This window comes from Shewanella sp. GutDb-MelDb, assembly GCF_002836075.1.
Lineage (GTDB): Bacteria > Pseudomonadota > Gammaproteobacteria > Enterobacterales > Shewanellaceae > Shewanella.
Map to the genome: position 1 here is coordinate 1 of NZ_PJBM01000255.1, position 21,804 is coordinate 21,804.

The 21,804-nt window shown below is 43.9% G+C and carries 15 protein-coding genes and 1 pseudogene; 7 read left to right on the top strand and 9 right to left on the bottom strand.

Translation table 11 applies throughout. The features are described from left to right. The 5 genes and pseudogenes from CXF82_RS17645 to CXF82_RS17665 form a co-directional block, all read right to left on the bottom strand. Positions 1-427 (bottom strand): annotated as a pseudogene (locus tag CXF82_RS17645) (methyltransferase); the annotation flags it as partial. An 89-nt stretch (positions 428-516) separates the two neighbouring features. Further along, positions 517-1,251, bottom strand: coding sequence for a M50 family metallopeptidase (locus CXF82_RS17650; protein WP_101091854.1), 735 nt, complete (start codon positions 1,249-1,251; stop codon positions 517-519). Next, a complete protein-coding gene (locus CXF82_RS17655) occupies positions 1,244-1,552 on the bottom strand; it encodes a hypothetical protein (protein WP_101091853.1) in 309 nt (102 codons plus the stop codon). The genes CXF82_RS17650 and CXF82_RS17655 overlap by 8 nt, the downstream gene beginning before the upstream one ends. A gap of 57 nt (positions 1,553-1,609) precedes the next feature. Further along, complete coding sequence (tsaB, locus tag CXF82_RS17660) at positions 1,610-2,326, bottom strand: tRNA (adenosine(37)-N6)-threonylcarbamoyltransferase complex dimerization subunit type 1 TsaB (protein WP_101091852.1); 717 nt, start codon at positions 2,324-2,326, stop codon at positions 1,610-1,612. Between the two features lie 268 nt (positions 2,327-2,594). Beyond that, positions 2,595-4,091: a dipeptidase gene (locus CXF82_RS17665; protein WP_232775094.1), complete on the bottom strand. Its 1,497-nt coding sequence runs from the start codon at positions 4,089-4,091 to the stop codon at positions 2,595-2,597. A gap of 213 nt (positions 4,092-4,304) precedes the next feature. On the opposite strand from CXF82_RS17665, the gene CXF82_RS17670 reads away from it, so the two are divergent. The 7 genes from CXF82_RS17670 to CXF82_RS17700 all read left to right on the top strand — a co-directional run bounded on the left by CXF82_RS17670 (position 4,305) and on the right by CXF82_RS17700 (position 15,065). Next, positions 4,305-6,482 carry a M3 family metallopeptidase gene (locus CXF82_RS17670; RefSeq protein ID WP_101091851.1) on the top strand — a complete coding sequence of 726 codons (2,178 nt, stop codon included), beginning with the start codon at positions 4,305-4,307 and terminating at the stop codon, positions 6,480-6,482. Positions 6,483-6,958: 476 nt separating this feature from the next. Beyond that, a complete protein-coding gene (locus CXF82_RS17675) occupies positions 6,959-7,732 on the top strand; it encodes a glycine betaine ABC transporter substrate-binding protein (protein ID WP_102044678.1) in 774 nt (257 codons plus the stop codon). A 489-nt stretch (positions 7,733-8,221) separates the two neighbouring features. Beyond that, positions 8,222-8,389 (top strand): hypothetical protein, encoded by a 168-nt coding sequence (locus tag CXF82_RS22390; RefSeq protein ID WP_180961027.1) that lies wholly within the window; start codon positions 8,222-8,224, stop codon positions 8,387-8,389. A 172-nt stretch (positions 8,390-8,561) separates the two neighbouring features. Then, positions 8,562-9,437, top strand: a complete 876-nt coding sequence (locus CXF82_RS17680) for an MBL fold metallo-hydrolase (RefSeq protein ID WP_180961228.1) — start codon at positions 8,562-8,564, stop codon at positions 9,435-9,437. Between the two features lie 214 nt (positions 9,438-9,651). Continuing rightward, the gene (locus CXF82_RS17685) at positions 9,652-11,022 is read left to right on the top strand and encodes a sigma-54 dependent transcriptional regulator (protein ID WP_102044679.1); all 1,371 of its coding nucleotides are present in this window, start codon (positions 9,652-9,654) and stop codon (positions 11,020-11,022) included. Between the two features lie 42 nt (positions 11,023-11,064). Next, positions 11,065-11,856: a DsbA family protein gene (locus tag CXF82_RS17690; protein ID WP_102038681.1), complete on the top strand. Its 792-nt coding sequence runs from the start codon at positions 11,065-11,067 to the stop codon at positions 11,854-11,856. An 860-nt stretch (positions 11,857-12,716) separates the two neighbouring features. Further along, entirely contained in the window at positions 12,717-15,065 is a 2,349-nt protein-coding gene (locus CXF82_RS17700) for a hypothetical protein (RefSeq protein WP_257982812.1), read from the top strand. Between the two features lie 125 nt (positions 15,066-15,190). Here the strand turns inward: CXF82_RS17700 and CXF82_RS17705 are convergent, their stop codons facing one another. The 4 genes from CXF82_RS17705 to msbA all read right to left on the bottom strand — a co-directional run bounded on the left by CXF82_RS17705 (position 15,191) and on the right by msbA (position 21,801). Beyond that, positions 15,191-18,256, bottom strand: a complete 3,066-nt coding sequence (locus CXF82_RS17705) for an Ig-like domain-containing protein (RefSeq protein WP_102044681.1) — start codon at positions 18,254-18,256, stop codon at positions 15,191-15,193. A 547-nt stretch (positions 18,257-18,803) separates the two neighbouring features. After that, the gene (locus tag CXF82_RS17710) at positions 18,804-18,980 is read right to left on the bottom strand and encodes a Trm112 family protein (protein ID WP_102038685.1); all 177 of its coding nucleotides are present in this window, start codon (positions 18,978-18,980) and stop codon (positions 18,804-18,806) included. Positions 18,981-18,984: 4 nt separating this feature from the next. Continuing rightward, entirely contained in the window at positions 18,985-19,983 is a 999-nt protein-coding gene (lpxK, locus tag CXF82_RS17715) for a tetraacyldisaccharide 4'-kinase (protein WP_102044682.1), read from the bottom strand. Then, positions 19,984-21,801, bottom strand: coding sequence for a lipid A export permease/ATP-binding protein MsbA (msbA, locus tag CXF82_RS17720; RefSeq protein ID WP_101091841.1), 1,818 nt, complete (start codon positions 21,799-21,801; stop codon positions 19,984-19,986). It lies immediately after the preceding gene. Between the last annotated feature and the right edge of the window lie 3 nt (positions 21,802-21,804).

Genomic DNA, 21,804 nt, shown 5'->3' on the forward strand with positions numbered 1-21,804 from the left:
GATCGAAGGTTACCGTTGACCCATTACCTAATTTGGCTTGGTTATCTTTTAGCCATTGCTCAAACTTTTTACCGGCTTTGGCGCGATAACCATTACGTTGTTTTTCATCTTTTGGATTAGCGTCAAAATTGCCGCCAATGTAATGACCTTTATCTGCAAGGTAAGGCGCTAAGATTTCAGCATACCAACCTCCGCCAGGCCAGAGTTCAATGACGGTATCCGTTGGCTCAATCTCAAAAAATGCGATGGTTTCTTTTGGATGTCGGTAAGTATCTCTTGCGGCATTCTTACTTTGGCGGAAGTCACTACTAACAGCAGTATCTAGTGCGGTGTTTTCATGAACATGCGCAGCGGCAGTTAGACTAACAACTGATAGACCAAACGCACCGGTAAGAATAAGACTTGCAGCGAGGGTATTCATTTTCATTCGATATCTCCACATATAGGCTGGCATCAACCTAGCAGTCAATAGGTTAAAATCCAAGCCCAAGAAACAGAGATTTACACTTTGTTATATTATTTTGAGTTTCGCTTATCCGCTTGACTGTCGACTCTACGCCAGCAGAGAAATAACATGAATGCACTGGTGACTAACCAAACAAGCACCCAAAACCATGCAGGGAGCCAGCTTTGTCCGGCTAACATATTGGCGTCACCCTGCCCTTGAAGGCCAAATAACACCGTAGGGCTAGCAAGAGCATTTAAAATCACCATTAATGCCATAATGCGTAAACTAGTGGCTAAGTATTTATTTAGCTTAAGCTTTAACGGCATTAAAAAGAGCAGTGCCAATGACACCAATATCGATATCGTCAGTAGATCTCTAGCCCAAAGTAATGTCGTTAAGATGACTCCTGCGCCTAACAAGCCAAAGCTAAAGCGGATCCCTTTAGGCCAAGTCGCAAACGTAAAAATTAAGTAGCCCCATAACGCAGCGCCAAAATAGCCCGAAAAACCAATAACCAAAGGCCATCCACCTTGGCTAAAACACAAACCAGCACCGTTAGGAAACAGCTGTATATGGCTCACAGCCCCGCCAGTGACTAGTGTTGCTAAACCATGAGACAACTCATGAAAGTAACTTTCTAACCATTTAAACGGCACACTAATAAAAGGCAGTTTAGTCACTAAAAATGCAATCAGTAGTTCGAGAAAAAAGCGACTTCGACTGGGCGTACCTGAAGAGGACTGAGCAGGAGATTCGCTTGAGTGCAGCGGAGAAGATTGAGTTGTCGGACGAATGCTAGGCATAGGTGTCTATACCCACCATTTGTTGGATCTCTTCACGCTTGGCAGCATGTTGATTAGTAAGATATTCAGCCACTGCACCGCGGTGGCCTTGAGTTTCATTTTCATACTCTACATGAGCCCCTAGCCTAGATGTTAGTGCTGCGGCATCTTCAGTATAATCATTAAACTGATAGGACTGCTGCGCTTGGATTGGCAATACAGGATCCGTGGCATCTACCGGCACCTTAGCGTGCTGGTTTATCCCTATCGACTTATTAACTTCAACTTTTGAAGGTGCAAGTTGATTTGAATTAATTTGCATCAAATCGTCCTTAATTTATAAAATAACGCCGCAAACTCTAATTTAGATACCTAGATGCTACTCTTTCCCAGGCAGTTTTTTCCACGTCACCGTATCACGTAGATAAACAGGCGTTAGCTCATCCACACTGGTGCTCAGTCCTAAAGCATGCCCTTTTTGAGCCAAAATCGCCATGAATTTGGCGTCTGGATATTTAGCTAACTCACATACTGTAAGGCCTCCCGCCAATGCCAGTAACTGCGGGTATGCTTCAAAACCCGTCCCACAGGCAGTAATCGTGTTAGCTTCATTCAAACTTAACACTACTGCTTCTGGAGCACTGACAACCTCTTCATTAACGAGAGTTGCTACGCCATCAACGTTGATATATTGTCCCCAATACACTTCACCCATACGCGCATCAATAGCCGCTAATACTTGCTTGGCACCATTTTCAATCGCAGCTTGTGCCATCGTCGCGAGCGTAGAAATACCTATCACGGGTAACGACTGACCCAAGGCTAACCCTTGAGTAATACTGGTGCAGATCCGGATCCCAGTAAAGCTGCCAGGGCCTCTGCCATAAGCAATTAAGTCAACCTCAGTCAGTTTTATATCTGCTTGTGATAACACAGACTTCACCATGGGTAATAACCTTTGGCTATGTTCGCGCGGAGCATCAGCTTGCTCGCTAAAGAGCAAACTATTGTGCGTTAGCGCGGCAGAGCATGACTCTGTACATGTATCAAGCGCAAGTATACTCAGCGGAGTTACTTCAATGTGCTGTTCTGTCATCTATTACTTACCAAACTCTATAATCGGGCTAAACACGTAAAATGTGTACCTACGTATTGCAGTAGAAACTCGCTATGACGAACTCAGAAATCAATACTAAGTCATAATCCACAACATAGTTCACTATAAAAGAGCGAGGATTATACCTAACTCGCTCCGCAGCTTTAAGTAGAAGTGAAAAATAGTTTTATTATTACCCCTTTTTTCCAAAAAAGAGGCTGTGAGCAACGCTGAATGGCGACCACTCACTACCATTTATCAAAAGGCGCTACTGAGCCAACTCGATAAATGCAGCGGTATACATCTTAAGGTTCAGCATAAATTGATCGTAAGTGATAAATTCATGCTCGGTATGGCCCGTATATTCAACACCCGGCATAGCGGGTCCAAAACTCAGCGCATTAGGGAATAATTTGCTATTGGTTGAGCCGCCAATAGCCACTGGCTGCGGATTTTCAACACCGGTAAAATGGGCAAAAACGTCAAGTAGAGTATCAAGCTGCGGCGCGTCTTTCATCACCATTGGCTCTCCCCAATAGGTCTCCAGACCGACTAACTTAACCTGATGCTTGGCTTGCCAGTTTTCTAGGGCTGCATGTGCTTGGCTATCAAGCAGCTCAGGCGTTTTCCCCAGAGGACGGCGCAGGTTAATCATCACTTGAGTGCCCTTTTCGCCTGATTTTACAATTGTCGGCGCTAAACTCATCGGCCCCATAAAGTCATCTTGATAAGCAATATCACCAAATTGCTCAGCATAAATGCCCATCCCTATCATTTCGTGAATAAAAAGTTGAGTTAACGAGGCTGTGGTTTTCGGCCACGGGTGAATGGCAAGTAACTGCGCCAAATGCGTGACAGCATTAACACCATCTTCAGGGGTTGAAGAGTGTGCGGCCTTGCCATCAGCAAAAATAAGTAAACGACTGCCTTGCTGTTCAAAACGATAATGCATCCCTTGCTGGGTTGTTGCCTGCTGTTTTAATTGATTAATCAGCTTTTGATCTGCAAAGCTAATTTCTGCTTGGGCTTGTTGAGGTACTTGACTACCAAAATAACCTCCTGAAAACTGATTAAGCGTTGGCCGCTGCGTTGTCACATTTTCATCAGTGACTTTGGGGATCACAAATTCAATTTTACTCCAGCCTTTTTCCGCGGTGACAACCGGATATTCTGCATCAATGGTGATATTAATATCCGCGGGCGTAAAAGTCGTCAAAAACGTTTTAAGTGGTGTCCAGTCAGATTCTTCAGCCAAATAAACCATCAGTTCTATGCGCCTATTAAGCTTAATGTCATGGTCTTTTATCGACTTCATCGCATACATAGCCGTGACAATGGCGCCTTTATCATCTTCTGTACCGCGGCCAATGAGTTTTCCTGGCTCTGATGTCATATCGAGTTCATAAGGGCTTTGCTGCCATAACGCTGGATTAGCCGGTTGTACATCTCCGTGGGTGATAATCCCCAGTTTATCGCTCTGCTGCCCCAGTCCGATTAAGATCACGTAGCCATGATCAACATAATCTAAGCCTAATTGCTGGCTTAGGCTTTTAAGCTCATCTTTAAAGCCGATAAATTCTGGGTTGGTATCGGGCGTTTTGCCATTAACCGCAACAGTATTGAATTTGACCAAATTTTGCAGGCTTGTCACCATCTCGTCGGCATAATGACCAACAGCATAATCGGCAATTTGTTCAGATTGAGGTTCAACGGCAGAGGTAGGCAAACAAAATAAAGCGATAAATAGCAAAGGTAAACGTTTCATAGTCATCCATTTTATTATTATATTTCGAAAACGCGCCAAGTTTGCCATAACTTTTGCCATTAAAGTGATAAAAAGTAACCAATCAAAATATTTGTTACAAACAATACGGTTTTTTAATAGATTTAACATGTCCAACCGTGATATTTAATGACGTTAACGTCAATGCAAAGATATTGATGAAAATTAAAACAAGTAGAATCGGGGATTTAAAATATGAAGGGATCTACCCTTAAACCATTGGTTGCAGCCATTGCAATCACGCTCTCTCTTGGCGCATGCAGCAGTGCAAATAACAGCAGCGACAGCCAAATAGCACCTAATGTTGTTGCTCAGAAAATTATTGAAAACAATGCGAGCAATCCATTTTTTGCGCCATATGATACCTATTTTGGCATCCCAGATTTTTCTAAAATCAAAGCAGAACATTATTTACCGGCTTTTAAAGCTGGTATTGCACAGCATCAGGCTGAAATTCAAGCGATTATCGATAATTCAGATGCTCCCACCTTTGCAAACACTATCGAAGCGATGGAGTTTTCTGGTGAACTAACAACTAAAGTCGCCAGTGTTTTTTACAATTTAACCGGTGCCGACACTAATGAGCAGCTGCAAGCTATCTCTAAAGAAGTGTCACCAATGCTATCAGCCGCAGGCGATGACGTATTACTTAACGACGCATTGTTCCAAAAAGTTAAAGCTGTTTATGACCAACGTGACACGTTAAACCTGAATGTAGCTCAAGCAAAACTATTAGCTGATACTTATAAGTCGTTCACTCGTGGCGGCGCTAACCTAAATGATGCCGACAAAACAAAGCTACGTGCTTTAAATGATCAAATAGGCAAGTTAAGCCTAGAGTTTGGCGACAACTTACTTGCGGAAACCAACGCTTTTGAATTGGTTATCGACAGTAAAGATGATCTTTCTGGTCTACCTGAAGATGTTATCAGTATTGCCGCTCAAACAGCGACGAAACGTGGCCATGAAGGCAAATGGGTATTCACCACTTCACGTCCCTCTATCACGCCTTTTTTAACCTATGCAGATAGCCGTGAACTTCGCGAAAAGATCTACAAAGGTTATGTTGAGCGCGGTAACAACAATAACGAGCATGACAACAAAAAAATCCTAGCCAAAATGGCTGCACTTCGCGCCGAGCGCGCACAGCTCATGGGTTATAAGACTCATGCTCATTTTGTATTAGAAGAGCGCACAGCTCAGACGCCTGAAAATGTTTATGGCCTATTAAATAAAGTATGGCCAGCAGCGTTAGCTCAAGCTGAAGCTGAAGTTGCAGACATGCAGCAGTTAATTGATTCTGAAGGCGGTGATTTTAAGCTAGCAGGATGGGACTGGTGGTATTACTCAGATAAAATCCGTGTGGCTAAATATAGCTTTAACGAGCAACAAACTCGCCCTTACTTCTCGCTAGAAAACACGCTTAAAGGTGTATTTTATACGGCTAACCGCCTATACGGCATTACCGTTAAAGAGCGTACAGATCTGCCAAAGTACAACGACGAAGTGCGTACTTGGGAAGTATATGACAAAGATGGCGAGATCATGGCTATTTTCATGGGCGACTATTATGTCCGTGACAGTAAGCGTGGCGGCGCTTGGATGAACTCTTATCGCCAACAGTACAACATGAATGGCGTTGACTCTAAGCCTATCATCGTCAACGTACTTAACTACCCTCGTCCCGTTGGTGATGCTCCTGCATTACTGACATTTGATGAAGCTAGTACGTTATTCCACGAATTTGGTCATGCATTGCACGGCATGTTGTCTGATGTTAAATATCGTTCACAAGCAGGGACTTCAGTGCCTCGCGACTATGTTGAGTTTCCATCTCAAGTGATGGAAAACTGGATGACACAACCTGAAGTGCTAGCGCAGTTTGCAAAGCATTACAAAACAGGTGAAGTGATCCCACAAGAGCTTGTTAAGAAAATTCAAGCGGCGAGCAAATTCAACCAAGGCTTTGCCACTGTTGAATATATGGCCGCGACCAAACTTGATCTTGATTGGCACACAGTGACCGACTTTATGCCTAAAGATGCGGCTAAGTTCGAAGCTGAATCCTTAAACAAAATGGGCCTTATCAGTGAGATTGCACCGCGTTACCGCAGTACTTATTTCTCACATATCTTCTCAGGCGGATACTCTGCCGGTTACTACAGCTACCTTTGGTCTGACATTTTAGGGGCTGATGCATTTGAAGCCTTTAAAGAGAATGGTATTTTCGATAAAGCCACTGCAGATGCCTTTAGAAATAACGTGTTATCGCAAGGTGGCAGTGAAGACCCTATGAAGCTATATAAGCAGTTCCGTGGCAAAGAAGCGGGTATTGACCCACTACTACGCAGCCGTGGTCTGCTAGCAAAATAAACCACCCACCTAGTGGTTAGCTAATTAAGTATTAGTATCAAAATCCGAGTTCTAGTCATAGTGCTCGGATTTTTTATGCTGGAGTTTTAGGATAAATGAAGCAAGCATTTTCACAGTATAAATCAACCAAGTCCTTACCCAGTTAAAGCACAACTTAGCGATAGCTAATCATCGCTATATTTATGCCTCTCCTCAAAAAATGCAACTTCTTGTATTTTTCCAGCACATTGAAGTGGGCTGATAAAGATAACGTTCAGCGATTTAACATCCATCAACTATTAACATGACAACATTAGCTGTCCGTGCTTGCTGCACCAAATTATATACTCGTAAATGAACGCTTATTATCAATCTATATTTGATAATAATTCAATTATTATCCTGTTTAAAACCTCCAAATTACAGATTAATATACTGACATACCAAATGCACACTGCAATATTGGCATACCTCCAAACTTTATATAGGTACTCATTATGTCTAAAACTATTACTATTGGAGTCACCGATCTTTCATTTCATCGGGTTACAGCGGCTATCATTGCACATGTGTTATCTGATATGGGTTTTGACGTTACTCGTCGCTATGCTTCGCATCAGGCTAATTTTGAAAATCTCAAGGCTGGTGATGTTGATATGCTCTCTTCTGCCTGGTTGCCTTCAAGTCACGGAATTTATAAAGCAGATGTTGAAGAGCTTGAACCATTAATAGAATTAGGCCTGCACTATGAGCCATACGCACATTGGGGGGTACCTGATTACGTACCAACCGAGGCTATATCACAAGTGAGTGATCTCCTGAAGCCTCATGTACTGTCGCGTACAATAAAACACATTCAAGGTATTAATCCAGGGGCGGGTATCTCTCGTTTTTCTATCGAAATGATGGAAAAATATCACCTCAACGAAGCCGGTTATCACTTTCATACAGGATCAGAAGAAGATTGCTTTGGTGCGTTTGAACGTGCTGTTGCGAATAAGGAGTGGCTTATTGTCCCCCTCTGGAAACCGCAGTTTTTACACCACAAATTTAATATTCGAGAAATTGCCGATCCGAAAGGCTTATTAGGCACAGTTGATCGCGCTGTATTGCTGCTGCGCCAAGATCAAGCGTATAAATTTACTTCAGAGCAACGTGTACAGTTGGATAACCTGTGTTTTTCCAATGAAATTATTGCCGAACTTGATTACAAAGTATCTCGGGAAGGTCAAGACATCGATGTTGTAACACGTGAGTGGCTAATGAAATAATATTACTGATACTGTTTTTACCTACGGCTATCTCAGCGGCCTTTTTAAAGGGGATAGAAGGTATTATTTTAAGCGTTATTTTTGTTTAATTCATATTTTCAAATGCCTCCCTCGCTGTAAAAGTACCTGCTCTACAATTAAGAAATAGGCCGTGGCGATGTACTACCGCCACGATGCTTACAGGTATAATTAAACGATGACACTATAGCCAAACGTTATCAACTTACTACAAATAAAAAAATCAGGAGCCGCTACGAAAGCCATTGATTATAAATAATATTAATATCAAGCATTCAGCATCTACCCATCCATCCCGATGCTGCAGATCCTCCCGTATAAAGCCAAGGAAGCCCAATAAAATATAATCCTTCAACATCATTACTGACCCTTGTATTTAGGAACAGAGTAAAATTTAGCAACACTTACAATTTAAGGTCTTTTTCGAACAAAACTCAAAGACATGAATAACCCATAACTTGATTTTTTTCTATGGAAAAACGACGTGTAACACGAGCGAATGAAATTATTCGCCAACACACTTTTGGCCAAAAGAAAGTTAGCTTTGGCCTAAATGATCCCAATGACCTGCAATCATGTCCTTGTGAGCTCAACGAAAACGTCCCTGTTTTCGAAGGCCTCAGCCATATCGACACTTAGTTATAAAAGCGCAAACTCTCAGCATTTGAGTTTTCAAATTTAAAAACACAGCTCTAAACACCTACCAACACTTTTATCGTTTGGCACGACTGTGCAGATAACTAATGCAATAAAATTAACCTACCTGTAACATCGTCAAATACAGAAAGCCGCTTAATGTAAGGTTTAAAATATGACAATGCTCCCTAAAATCATCAAATCGTCCTTGCTCAGTTGCACTCTATTTGCACTGACACTGGGCAACTTGGCTAGCGCTGACGATAGATTTAAAGATGTCGAAATAAAACCCATAAAACTCAGTGAAACGACCTACATGTTTGTTGGCTCTGGCGGCAATATTGGTGTTTCCGCAGGAACCGATGGCATACTTATTATTGACGACCAGTTTGCCCCACTTGCCGACAAAATATCTGCAGCGCTTAATCAAATTCAAGCTGGAGCGCCAAAATTCATTATTAACACCCATTACCATGGCGATCATACTGGCGCCAATGCACACTTTGGAAAAAATGGCACCATTATGGCGCACCATAATGTGTTAAAACGCTTGGCTTCAGACAGTAAAACGACAGCTGATGCATTACCAGTTATTACTTTTGAACAAGGCATTACGGTACATTTTAATGGTGATGCTTTAAAGGTTCGCCATATGGGACCTGGCCACACCGATGGAGACAGTGTGGTTATATGGAGTAACGACAATATCGTTCATATGGGCGATCTATTTTTTAAGGATAAATTCCCCTATATCGATTTGAACGCTGGCGGTTCTGTTGAGGGGTATCGAGATAATGTTGCAGCAGTATTGCGTGACTTAGACGCACAAACCAAAGTCATTCCAGGTCATGGTGCGTTAGCTAACAAAAGTGATTTAACACGCTTTAAACACATGTTAGATGTATCAATTAACTGGATGAAAGACCAAAAAGCATCAGGCCTAACCTTAGATCAATTAAAGGCAACAGGTATGCCTGAAAAATGGAAAGACTGGAGTTGGAAATTTATCTCTGAAGAACAATGGATAGAGACCTTGTACCAAGGCCTCTAGCATTTAAATCCATAATACCAATTTATCCTACAAAGATAACATCAACATAATATGAGGGTGTTATCACCATTAGCAGCGTTAAAACATTGCCACCCGTCAATTATATGGCGTATTATTTTACAACTGACTTGCGATCCCTCTAATCCTTCCTAGAATTTAACCATTAATCTTTCGCTATCACAGTACTGACACAGCATTCCTCTAAGGGAATATCGTGAACAAATTCCAGCATAAAGTAGATATCATTTATAGAGATATTTTAATACTCGATCTCACAAGTGAAAGGATTTGCTGCGGAGAAGAACTTAAACAATTTCATTGGCGCTGTTTCCATGCCAATACGCTTTCGGCTGCTATAAAATCGTTGCAAAAATATAATTTCCATGTCGCTATAGCGCTGATATCAGCGACTCAGCTGCAACGAGTATTGCATACTATCAACGCGCTTAATGAGGCCCAAGACAACCTCATATGGGTGGCTATATCGGTGGACAGCACGCTTGATAATGATCAATTAGCATCGTGTCTACCCCGTTACTTCACCGACTATCATCATCTACCCATCGACTGGGAACACTTCAACCAAACATTAGGTCATGCCTATGGTATGGCGCGATTAAAGCAACAAAGTCCACCGCCAGTTAATCACCTTCACCATGAAAACCCGTTATTAGGTAACTCAGGCCTGATCAATACACTAAGATCAAATATAGCTAAAGTCGCTAAGGTCGATGAGGCGGTTTTAATCAGTGGAGAAACGGGCACGGGTAAAGGCCTGTGCGCACATTTGATTCATAGCCAATCAAAACGTAGCAATGGTCCATTCATTACCATCAATTGCGGGGCTTTACCTGCCAGTTTGATCCACTCAGAGCTGTTTGGCCATGAAAAAGGCGCCTTCACTGGCGCCGACAAACAATATATTGGCCACATAGAACGAGCTAACAATGGCACTTTGTTTCTTGATGAAATTGGTGATCTTTCATTAGAGTCGCAAGTGAATCTATTACAGTTTCTGGAAGAGCACATCATTGAACGCTTAGGTGGCAGTAAAACAATTACCATTAATTGTAGGATTATATTCGCCTCTCATATTAACTTAGAAACCGCAATCGAAGAGGGACGTTTCCGAGAAGATCTCTACTACCGGATCAATATATTACATCTTCATGCGCCTAGCCTCAGAGATCATAAAGCTGACATTACATTGCTCGCAAAGGAGTACCTTCATCAATATAGTCCTACCCACCAACCATACGCCCTTATACCGCAAGCGATGGCGGCGATGCTTGAGTATGAATGGCCAGGCAATGTGAGAGAGCTTAAAAATCGTATACACCGTGCCATTATTATGGCCGAGAGTGAAAATTTAAGCGAAACGGACTTAGGGATCAAAGTTCCAAAATATCCGTCAGATGGAAGCGACATCGTCAACCTAGCGCAACATAGAGTTGAGATAGATACAGAACTGCTACTAGACGCTATCAAACGTAATGACCACAACATATCAGCCGCCGCGCGCGAACTAAAAATATCCAGAACGACTTTTTATCGTCTCATTAAAAAATGCAAAATCAAACTCTAGCAATAGCAACCCACATTCATTTAGACATCGAGGATCGCGGCAATGTTAAGATATAAAAAACAATCTATTGTGTTAATCCTGACATCGCTATTTATTGTAGCTTGCCAGCCACAAGGTGACGCAAAATTAAAAGAGGAGATAAGCTCACTCAAGCAAGACGTTAGCCTATTGAAAAAGGATATCAGTCGCATAGGCAGCCAAGTTAACGATATACATACCATCGCAATGAGCTCACAGAAACCGCAATATAAAACCTTGCCCACTCAAACTGACTTAACGGCAAATGGCACTCTGCCCTTATTGGGCGAAAAAACCGCACAACTTGCCATTATTGAGTTTTCTGATTACCAGTGCCCTTACTGCAAACGTTTTATCGACCAAACCTTTCCTAAACTTAAATCCAGTTACATCGATACCGGTAAAGTTCAATACCTGACTCGAGATTTCCCGTTAAATTTTCACCCAAAAGCCAAGGGGGCCGCGATAGCCGCAAATTGCAGTCTACAACAGGGTGCATACTGGTCTATGCGTGATTCACTATTTGAAAATATGAAGCAACTCAGTGATGAGGTATATCAACAGGCAGCCACCAGCTTATCCTTAGACATGAACAAATTTAGCAGCTGTCTGCTCGATGAAGCGATAGCAAGCAAAATACAGCAAGATGTCGCCTACGGCACTTCCTTAGGGATTAGAGGCACGCCAAGCTTCATCATTGGTAGAGTTGAAAACAATCAATTGATAAGTCCAAAACTTGTCGTTGGCGCGCAAAGTTATGAAACCTTTGCCTTACTTATCGATGACCTGCTCGCAAAGCCTGCAGCAAACGATTAATGAGCCACAGGCAAGAAGGCGCTATCGGTTAATCCGTTGCAATATTAGATTGCACAATGCCAGTACAGTTCATATCAATCTCTTACTGGCAATTGTCCTATCAATAACTCTACATCAACGGATTATCACCTTGATAACAGCTCAATTCGGTGATTAAGATCCGGTACTGTAAAATCCGTTAAAGGGCCAGCCATTACCCTAGCCGCTAAACCCACTTAACTACAGAGCTGCTATTTATAAAGCTCTATTGCACTGACTCTATGACTCCAGCCTGACTTTCACTATTACCCAAGCCAAACTGCCCCGCTGCTCATTAAATTTAAAACCGAGCTAAAGTTACGTCTACCACGACCCACAACCCGAATATGATCAATATATTTCCAATTGATATTTTCAACCTATTCTGCAAAACAACAATTGAGCCAGTCTGTTTACTCTGTATTACAACAGCAACTGTAACAGGCGTTACAGCGCCAATGTGAACAGCTTTACAACCAAATCATTTACAAACAACCACTTAAGATAAATCTTCATTAGCCGCTGTTACATCAACGATACAGAAGTGCATTAAAAACGCAGCCGATTAAGTTTTTAATCAACATATTCAATAACCTACCAAAACGGCCTAACGCTTGCTTACTCTTTAACCATAAGTTTGAAATAAACCTCACTGTAACCCAGTCATAAACGCTTGTTTCAGCCAGGTAATCAGCCTTATCGGCAATATGCCAACCATGGCGCAACCATGCTTTTACGCCAAATATTGAAACACCCCAAGCAACAACTTTGTTTAAAGTTGTTAATAAACAACAAGTAATTAGCACGTTTTATCCGTATTCACTTATAGGATGGTAAATATTATGAAACGATTTAAATGCAAACAGCTTATCAGGGCGCTAGGTATTGCGCTGATAAGTACAACAAGCCTCTATGGTGTCACGAGTCTGACGACCGCCAACGCTGGCGCCTACGACTGGCTCGCTCTGAACGAACCGACTGAAAAGTACTGTATGGCCGATGCCTACCTCATGAAAGATGGCAATAAGCTAGCGCAGGATGCACTTAACTGTACCGCAAATGACGTCGAGATCACTAGGGTGACACCGACCGACCCTAGCGCGGAATGTAACTTAGGTGACGTATTCTCCTTCGAGGCAGATGTGACCGTACGAACCAACGCCAACGCGCGTTGGGATACCACCTTCTATCTCCCTTTGACAGATGCAAGCCCTCAGGTCGTGCATGGTCCCGGTCTGCGTGACTGTAGTATGATCTTACCGATCCCGGGTGACAGTGGCGAGACCGCTGATGTACAGTTAGACGGCGATCAATGTGGTGACATCACCAAGGCAAATGGCCCAGATGAATACGTACTACAGGGTGAGACCATCACCATGCTGTGTGCGGATGGTGATCAGGACAATCGCGCCGACTTCACTTACTGTGCGGCTTGGGATAACATCGAACGAAGTAATTGTACCTATGGAGAAGATCCATACGCTGGGCAGATCCCCAACAACAAATCCAAATGTAACTGTGACACCTTTAATATCGATGTCTTTATTAAACCAGCTCCACCAACGGTAATTAAAGCACTAGCCATTGGCCACCCATCATCTCGCGCTGAGCCAGGCGGCACATTTGACTATACCATGACCTTTACTAACCCTAATGCGCAGACCTCACTGTTTATCACATCACTCACTGATGAGATTGATATTGGCGGCGAAGGAACCTTCGACAGAACGGTCGATCTGTGGGGTGGTCTAGATACTGTCTTGCCTTTGGTAGACGGTGTGTACCTGACTGCAAGCAACTGTTCACAACCTGCTAACGGCGGTGAAATATTGCCTAGCGCCTCATACAGTTGTGCCTTCACGGTACATATTGTCGACCGAGACTTGCCCGATGATCAAAGCCCTGAGTTCTATGATGACTTAGTCAAGCTAGCTCTGTTGGATAAGAACGGTGATATCGTCACTGACGGTGATAGCTGTGCAGCTATTCCAAGTAGCGTTGCAGGCGATCACTGTAGTAACGAAGTCACGGTACAGATCACCAATCTGGCACCGGCGATTACCGTAACCAAGACCGCTAACCCAACGGAAGTCTTGGAACCGGGTGCTAATGTTCTGTTTACCATTACGGTCGACAATGATGCCCAGTTCTGGGATTCTCCACTGACGCTAACCGCGTTAAATGACACCGTATTTGGTGATCTTCTAGCCGATGAGTGTTCCGCACTTTCCACCAGTATCTCCGAAAATGGTACTTACACTTGTACCTTCACTAAGTTCATTGGCGGCAATGCGGGCGATCTGCACTCCAATGTAGTGTCAGCTACAGCGGTAGATGATGAGCTTGATCAAGCAACGGGTAATGACTCAGCAATGGTTGATATCCGCGATGTGCCATCGTCTATCACCCTGGTTAAAACAGCGACACCAACCGAGGTACTAGAAACCGGTGACGATCCAAACAACTATAGCGATGTTAGCTATAACTTTACCTTTACCGTTAACGCTGCAGGTGTGGATGATGTGACCTTCAGCAGTCTTGTCGACGTGCCATTCGGTATTCTAACCGGTGACTGTATGGTCGACAGTGTGAATGGCAATCCTATCGCTGACACAGCCCTTAGTGGCTTTGTATTAGAACCTGGCGATTATGCAAGTTGTGATATCACCAAGAGTCTGCAAGGTAACGCCGGTGACACCCATCTAAATACGGCCACCATCAGAGGTGTCGATGAAGACGGCCAAGATGTGGACGCATCGGATGACGCTCTTGTGACCTTTACACCACTGGCTCCAGATACTGATATGGCGTTTGCCACCAGTATGCTAGTAGTGCTAGAGCTATCTAATGGCGGTTTCGAAGATGTGACCTTAACAGATCTTACTGTTATGGGCGTTGACGTTGTCGATGGTGCTGCAGGTGCTGACTTTATTTTCCGTAACGCAATAGGCGGTGAACATGCAGGAGTTTCCTATTCGGCTTGTGCCATAGGAACAGTGCTTGGTTACAGTGGCTCGGGTACCGATACCTATAGTTGTGCCTTTACCTTAGAATTAAGGCCTGGAATCGAGAATACTGATGCTATCAGTTTCTTAGCTGGAGGTGTTAACGGCGTAGTCGCAATCGTAGCAGACGATGAAGGCACGGAAGTAATCAACGGCGTTTCCGTTGAAGTTAATACCATTGAGTAACAGATAGCACTCAAAAGTTAACCATAATTCAAATGTGACATAGCAAGAGGGCGACGGTAATTACCGCCGCCCTCTTTATATCGCAATCGATAAGAATTGACTTAAGATGTAAACGATATCACAGACTATTTTTTACCATTGCCATGACCATTTCCATTGCCACCGCTAGAACCGCTCAGGCTAAGGCTAACCGAAGCCGTTGCCGTCATATCACCATCGCTAATGGTATAGCTAAAACTGTCGCTGCTCTTAAAGCTCTTTGCTGGTGTATATAACACCTGACCACTGCTAGTGATTTGTACACTGCCTTTTGCGCCTTGGCTCACCGAGACGATAATAAGCTCATCGCTTTCTGCATCCCAATCATTGGCAAGTACATCGATAACCACCGAAGTTTTAGATGACATGCTGACACTGTCATTAACCGCAACAGGGGCCGTATTAGCAATCGATTTAACCGTATAACTGACACTGTCACTGCCTAAATAGCTTGTGTCAGTGGCATTTTGCGCATTAACTGCGATGTTAAATGAACCCTCGGCCGTTACTGCATCAGAGGTGATGCTAATATTCACCACAGCACTGGCACCGGGTGCGAGGTTCACCTTGGTATTACTCGCGCTCCAGCCTGTAGGGACATCGGCAAATACATCAAAACTGGCCTCCAAACAGGTTTCACTATCGTGACTGGTCACAGTAGCACTGTAACTAACCTGCGTGCCGGCTACCACTTCTGCTCCCTGAGGATTCGACACCACAATAGTAGGCGCTGTTTGCGTACATGTCGCGAGTGGGTTTGATACGGTATAACTCGCTAAATCATTGCCTATATAGCTATTTTCTACGCTATTTTGAGCACTTAAATCGAAATCATAAGTGCCGTCTTTAGCCACTGTGGATGACTCCACATTTAAGCTAATATTGCGGCTCTCACCCGGTGCTAAACTCACCACAAGGTTGTCAGAGCGCCAATCGGCAGGAACGTTAGCTGTCACATCGAAATCACTACTGGCACAGCTGCTACTATCCTGACTGGTTAATGTGCCGCGATAGGTTGCTATTGCTCCCGATGCGAGCTCACCACTGCTGTCGACCGACAAGGTAAATCTTGGGCTAGCCATTACGCACACCGCTGCTGGAGAGTCCACAACATAACTCACCATCCCCGTCTGAGCGTAGTTGCGATCACTAAGGTCTGCTGCACTGATTGCAATATCGTAAAAACCATCGGCTGCGGTACTTGATGAGTTCACATTAAGTGTCACTGTACCACTCTGCCCTGCTGATAAACTGAGGCTCTTTTGTGTCGCCGTCCAGCCATTAGGAACAAGCGCTGACACATCATAATCAGACATTGCACAGTCAGCACTGTCATTGTTGGTGACCGATACACTATAGGTCACAGCAGTGCCCGCCTCTACCCAAGCACTTTCATTAGGTAGCAATGACAAACTTGGATTAGCCTTAACGCAGCTTAGACCTGAGTAGCTAACATTGACGCTCGCTCCGGTAGTATCGGTCCATTCAGTCGTTATCGTCACGCCAGCATCAAGATCTTGATAACTGGTGCCAGCCAACAATGCTGCATCATCGAAATCATTAAGGCCGCTGTTAGGTGTCATATCGAGTAACAGGTTACTCTGCATGTCGTTCTCAGTCGCCAGATGCAATACCACGCCATCTGTTATACCGCTCATATCGGCTAAGAAACTGTCGAAACCAATTGCCTGACGATACTCGAGGTAATACCACAGCGGTTGACCAGTAACAGCATCGTTACCGCGGCGTACTCTAAGTGCCTTGGCTGCACCCGTCGGTGCTGTCTCATAGGCATCCAACAGATAGTTACCATCACTGCTTGCAGTGATAACTTCGCCCGCTGAAGAGGTGATCCAACCGAGTTGCTGCTTACTAAAAGCATTGAAATGGCCTGTGATTCCAGATTTACCCATGATATCCATAGTATCGCCATATTCAAATGACAAACAACGACCCGCTAATACCCCATCAGAACAATCAAGATCTTTGGCATGATGTAGCCCAAGGTTATGGCCCAACTCATGGCCAACGGTACGCAGGGTCATCGAGCCATTGATGAAAGCACGTGAAGGATTGCCACCGATTGTTCCCTGGCCCGTCCAGCCACAATTAGTGTTCTCGGGATAGATATACACCCAGCGATCATAACTCGCGGTATCTATGCCACTATCGATAACCGCCTGACGTCCATAATTGTCGATTGAGTTGGTGCTACACGTTGCATCAATCGGCAAGGTGAAATAGCCATTTACATCACCACTGAGCCAAGTTTGGCCGTAAGATGCTTCTTGGTAAAAGTTGTTGACGGTACCAAAGACTAACTCCTCAGCCTCCTTTACAGTCCAAGGCTCGCTGGTGTTGTCCTGAAAGTTTACCAGAATAACCAGTGTACGTTGCTCACCCAATGTACCCGACAATGTAGTCTCGCTGACACTGGCTATCGCCGTATCAGCGAGAAGTTGTAAACTCGTTAGCTCATCATTGAGCACTAAAGCTGAATCAATTTGATCGGCATCAGAGCCGTTGAACATCCAGCCTGTAGCTTTAACACGAACGCCCGTTTTCAGTTCATCAAATTTGCTATTCTTGGACAGGTGCAGATCAACGGGCCCGGTATCTGTCATTAACGAATGACGCAGGTGACCTTGACTGCCATCTTCATAATCCACGTATACCACTTCCAACTCACCCTTAAGCTCACGCTTCTGAGTCAACATAGCCAGAATGTCCTCCGGCATACCGGCTCTGGCAGATACTGGCAACACTGCACGCACTGCCGCAGAGGGATCGGTTTTAACTAAGTCGATGAGCAGAGTTTGGCGGGCCTGAGTGTACGCAATTAACTCTTGCTTAAGCTGCTTCTTATTTGATTTTTTCGCACGACGAAACTCAGCCATACGATTAGCAAGCATCAAGGTCTGTTCTTCGACTTGTTGCTTAGAAACTTGTTTATCTCTAGTTTGGCGGTTTGCTTGACCTTGGGCTGAAGCTCTCTCATGAGCTCCGACTCTAGCATGTGTTTCTTCGTGTGCAGATGAAGCAAACGAAGATGCGGAAAAAGTGATGGCTGAAAAAACCAGTAATGCCGTGGCTGGGAACTTTAAAAAATTGGCAGCCGAGTTCGATGCCACTATGGCATTTTCTTTGTTCAAAAATCATTTCCCCTAAAAGTAAAACTTACCTAACTAAATCGATCTAATGACAGATTTCTTATTTTGAATTTTCTGATACAAGGATTATTAAATCATCATGTGCAGAGAGCTATAGCGCATGCTAGCTCTGGGCTGACCAGTAAAAACTGACGGCATACTAGCAAAGGAGTTGGCGGAACAACAAATGAATATGGTTAAATTTTGATCGATCGCTCATTTTTTAACCTGACTGTTCGCTAAGTAATTGAAAAGGTATAGCTGGCCAAGTCTGTTTGATTTTCGAGCTACCATGATAGAGAATTGTTATCAGATATTAAGCCTAGATACGTCAAAAAGTATCATTTTATGATGACTCGTTTTAACAACTTCAGATATTCATTTTATAAATAGAGGGTTACGCGAGCGGGTTGTACGTGCTGAGTCACGACTAAGCCACATTGGAGTGGCGGAAAGTAAAAAGCGCTAAATAGCGCTTTTTTGTAATATGTCACTCCAGTGCCAAAATTTGTCCTATCAGTAAGAGGTCTGAAAATGGCTCATAATGGGATTAACTTTCAGTCAGCGGCACGGCCTTGTTTTCAAGCAATACAGGAATGCCTTCATTGATCGGGTAAGCAATTTTATCGAACTTACAAATAAGCTGATTATTTTCTTTATTATATTCAAGCTTTCCTTTGCACGTTGGACAAGCAACAATTTCGAGTAATTTTTTATCAAATGCCATGCTGTTACCTTTGTTTATCTATGACCAGTTGTTTAATGCGGGCCAAAAGTTGTTGATCAAATGAAGGTGGTAGCTTCGCATCTACGGCTAAATACCACCAGTTATCTTTTGCGAATTCGCGACATTTCACCGCATCTTTTTCTGTCATCAGTAACGGATGTTCACCCGCGCATGCTGTTAGTTCTGCTTCGGTATAAGCGCTGTGGTCGTCAAATGCCTGTACTTTATCAGGGCTGAAACCTAAGTCCGATAAAGTATCAAAAAAGCGGCTTGGGTTACCAATACCCGCCATCGCCACCACGGCTTGCTCAGGTTCAGGGGCTTTTAATTGACTTCTATTAGCGCTGACAGAATGCCAGAGTGTTGGTTGCAGTCGCATTTGCTGTTCATTCGCTTTAGCAGCCCCGCCATTAACAATAACGTGATCGACCGTAGAGGTACGCCAACACCCTTCCCTTAATGGGCCAGCAGGCAGCAGCATGCCGTTACCAAGACGCCTTTCACCATCAAGAATGATCAGCTCGATATCACGGGCCAATGCATAATGCTGTAATCCATCATCACTGATGATGATATCGACATCAAAATCTGATAACAGCTGATGTGCGGCATCCCCCCTTTTAGACCCCACAACCATAGGCACTGAGGTTCTGGCGACTATCATCGCGGGTTCATCTCCGACCACCGCTGCAGAATCGTTAGGGCGTACACTGCGCACGCCATCGATATTCGCGCCGTAGCCCCGACTAATGACACCGGGCTTTAATCCATGCTGACGTAGAAGTTCAATTAGATAAATGACCATCGGTGTTTTACCGCTGCCCCCGACCGTAATATTGCCCACTATAATCACAGGAACCGGCAATCTGACTGCCGATTTTACACCTAGGGTATACAGCTTTCGCCTAACCCAGCTGACAGCTGCAAAAATGATTGATAGCGGCCACAGCGCAAATCTGAGTATATGGCCGTCATACCAGAGTTTGTTTACCCAAGACTGCATTTAGCTTCCAAACTGCATCTGATACAGGTTGTAATATACGCCCTGCTTTGCAAGCAAAGACGTATGAGTGCCTCGCTCAACAATCTTGCCTTGGTCAACAACAAGAATTTGATCGGCGCTTTCAATGGTTGATAATCGGTGCGCAATAACAATCGAAGTTCGGTTTTGTCTTAGGTTATCAAGCCCGCCTTGAATCGCTTTTTCTGATTCAGTGTCTAAGGCCGATGTTGCTTCATCTAAAATCAATACAGGCGAGTTACGTAATATCGCCCGCGCAATCGCAATACGTTGTCTTTGACCACCAGAGAGCATGACACCATCTTCACCAATTTGGGTATCAAGCCCCTGTGGCATAGGGTCGATAAACTCCATCGCATGCGCTAGGGTCGCAGCGTGAATAATCTGCTCGCGCGTAGCTTCACCAGGGTAGGCGTAAGCAATATTATTGGCAATGGAGTCATTAAATAGGGTCACTTGTTGGGAGACTAACGCTATTTGGCTGCGTAGAGAGGTGAGCTTGTACTCATCAATATTGACGCCATCGAGGGTGATTTCGCCCGATTTTAGCCCCGTATAAAAACGAGTGATCAAACTGGCGATAGTCGATTTACCAGATCCTGAACGGCCCACTAACGCCAACGTCTGACCTTGTTCAACTTTAAATTCGATACCGTTTAGCGCCAATTTCTCATGCCCAGAATAGCTGAAATCAACATTATTAAATGCAAGTTCACCCTTAACACGTTCAACTTCAAGCTTTCCGTTATCCCTTTCAGGCTTGATATCAAGCAATGCAAACACGGTCGTACAAGCTGCAATACCCCGTTGGAATTCGGCATTAACGCGGGTAAGGTTTTTAATGGGTTGTAACATTGCCAGCATAGCACCCAAAATTGTCGCAAAGGTACCTGCTGTGAGCTCTGCTTTCATGCTATCAATGCTTGCTGCATATAAGATAAACGCAATCGCAAATGAGCCAATAATCATCACTAGTGGCTGGCTAATCGCTTGAGCGGTTGCGAGTTTCATTGTTTGATAGCGGTTTTGATCATTTACTTTTGCAAAGCGCTGCGCTTCCGTTTCCTGACCGCCAAAAGATAATACATTCTTATGGCCTTTAAGCATTTGCTCTGTCGCGGCGGTAACACCACCCATTGCAGCTTGGATATTCTTCGACACTTTTCTAAATCGGCGGCTAACCACCGCAATGATCAACCCGATAATGGGACCGATAACCAGAATAACTAATGATAGTTTCCAAGAGAAATAGAACATAACGCTTATCATGCCGACAACCGTAATACTGTCGCGCACGATAGTGATCAGCGCACTACCCGTCGCGCGGGCGATTTGTTCTGTATCGTAGGTCACGCGGGATATAAGATTACCCGTGTTCTCATTGTCCATATAACTCACAGGCAAAGTCAGATAATGTTCAAACACCTCTTGGCGCATATCCATTATCACTCGAGCACTCATGTAAGCGATGCAATAGGTCGACAGAAAGTTTGCTAAGCCACGTAGGCTAAACAACACAATGACCACAATAGGAGCGATCAGTAACACGTCACTACTAGAGCTAAAGCCACCACTCGTACCAAGATCAAGATTACTTAGGCCGCCAGAAGCTGTTTGACTTGCTTGCCCGACAAAACCTTCATCAATGAAAGGTTTGATGACGGCAATAAATGTGGCATCAACTAATGCATACATGATTAAGCCAATAACGGCAAAAAACAGTACTTTCTTAAGCGGTTTCAAATAGCCGAGAAGGCGCTTAAAGACTGTCCAGACTTCATTTTTAGGAGATGTTGTCATTGA

What these genes read in the sequence shown, in the direction of transcription:
- CXF82_RS17650 (WP_101091854.1), bottom strand. Translation starts at nt 1,251, where the DNA reads ATGCCTAGCATTCGTCCGACAACTCAATCTTCTCCGCTGCACTCAAGC.
- CXF82_RS17655 (WP_101091853.1), bottom strand. Translation starts at nt 1,552, where the DNA reads ATGCAAATTAATTCAAATCAACTTGCACCTTCAAAAGTTGAAGTTAAT.
- tsaB (WP_101091852.1), bottom strand. Translation starts at nt 2,326, where the DNA reads ATGACAGAACAGCACATTGAAGTAACTCCGCTGAGTATACTTGCGCTT.
- CXF82_RS17665 (WP_232775094.1), bottom strand. Translation starts at nt 4,091, where the DNA reads ATGAAACGTTTACCTTTGCTATTTATCGCTTTATTTTGTTTGCCTACC.
- CXF82_RS17670 (WP_101091851.1), top strand. Translation starts at nt 4,305, where the DNA reads ATGAAGGGATCTACCCTTAAACCATTGGTTGCAGCCATTGCAATCACG.
- CXF82_RS17675 (WP_102044678.1), top strand. Translation starts at nt 6,959, where the DNA reads ATGTCTAAAACTATTACTATTGGAGTCACCGATCTTTCATTTCATCGG.
- CXF82_RS22390 (WP_180961027.1), top strand. Translation starts at nt 8,222, where the DNA reads ATGGAAAAACGACGTGTAACACGAGCGAATGAAATTATTCGCCAACAC.
- CXF82_RS17680 (WP_180961228.1), top strand. Translation starts at nt 8,562, where the DNA reads ATGACAATGCTCCCTAAAATCATCAAATCGTCCTTGCTCAGTTGCACT.
- CXF82_RS17690 (WP_102038681.1), top strand. Translation starts at nt 11,065, where the DNA reads ATGTTAAGATATAAAAAACAATCTATTGTGTTAATCCTGACATCGCTA.
- CXF82_RS17700 (WP_257982812.1), top strand. Translation starts at nt 12,717, where the DNA reads ATGAAACGATTTAAATGCAAACAGCTTATCAGGGCGCTAGGTATTGCG.
- CXF82_RS17710 (WP_102038685.1), bottom strand. Translation starts at nt 18,980, where the DNA reads ATGGCATTTGATAAAAAATTACTCGAAATTGTTGCTTGTCCAACGTGC.
- lpxK (WP_102044682.1), bottom strand. Translation starts at nt 19,983, where the DNA reads ATGCAGTCTTGGGTAAACAAACTCTGGTATGACGGCCATATACTCAGA.
- msbA (WP_101091841.1), bottom strand. Translation starts at nt 21,801, where the DNA reads ATGACAACATCTCCTAAAAATGAAGTCTGGACAGTCTTTAAGCGCCTT.